Origin of the sequence: Gilvimarinus gilvus, assembly GCF_030518155.1 — a bacterium.
GTDB classification, from domain to species: domain Bacteria; phylum Pseudomonadota; class Gammaproteobacteria; order Pseudomonadales; family Cellvibrionaceae; genus Gilvimarinus; species Gilvimarinus gilvus.
On the sequence record NZ_JAULRU010000078.1, the window covers coordinates 1 to 610 of the forward strand.

Here is a 610-nt window from a genome sequence, read left to right on the forward strand (position 1 = left end):
TTCTGAGGTAAAACATCATAAGTCGTTGAAACTGGCTGTGTGGTTAAAATTTTATTACCACGCAAATCATAAATTACAATATCGGTTTTATTGATATCAGCAATGCGAAGAAAACCATCTTCTAAAATGTCATGAATATTATCTTTGCTTGCTATCCCAGGGTAATTATCCATTTCATAATCTATCGCAGATTCTACCGCTCTAACTTTTCGTTTGAGAATATCTTCGTGATATTGTTTAGTTTGTGCATTGAAATGATTGGCAGTAATCAGCAAGATAGCTCCTGCTGTAAATAACAAAATCGTTACCATATAAATGATAATACGAACGGGTAGCGATAGGTTATTTTTTTTTCTAATCATTTTATTTTTGGAATAATCTTTTGACATATTTTCCTAAGATATCAAATTCTAAATTCATTGTATCGCCAACTTTCACTTGATTAAGGTTTGTAAACTCCCAAGTATATGGAATAATTGCAACCGAAAACTGCCCTACTTTACTGTCAACAACTGTTAAACTAATTCCGTTAAGACAAATCGAACCTTTTTCTACTGTAACATTTCCAGACGATGCTTCATCATATTCTACTGTAACAAAAAAGCTACCA

The 610-nt window shown here is 32.1% G+C and carries 1 protein-coding gene and 1 pseudogene; both read right to left on the reverse strand.

Translation table 11 applies throughout. From position 1 onward, the window contains the following. Positions 1–389: hypothetical protein (locus QWI17_RS00390; RefSeq protein WP_302720519.1), on the reverse strand; the 389-nt coding region annotated here is incomplete at its 3' end. After that, positions 364–610, reverse strand: a pseudogene (locus tag QWI17_RS00395) (riboflavin synthase); the annotation flags it as partial. The pseudogene QWI17_RS00395 and the gene QWI17_RS00390, both read right to left, overlap by 26 nt.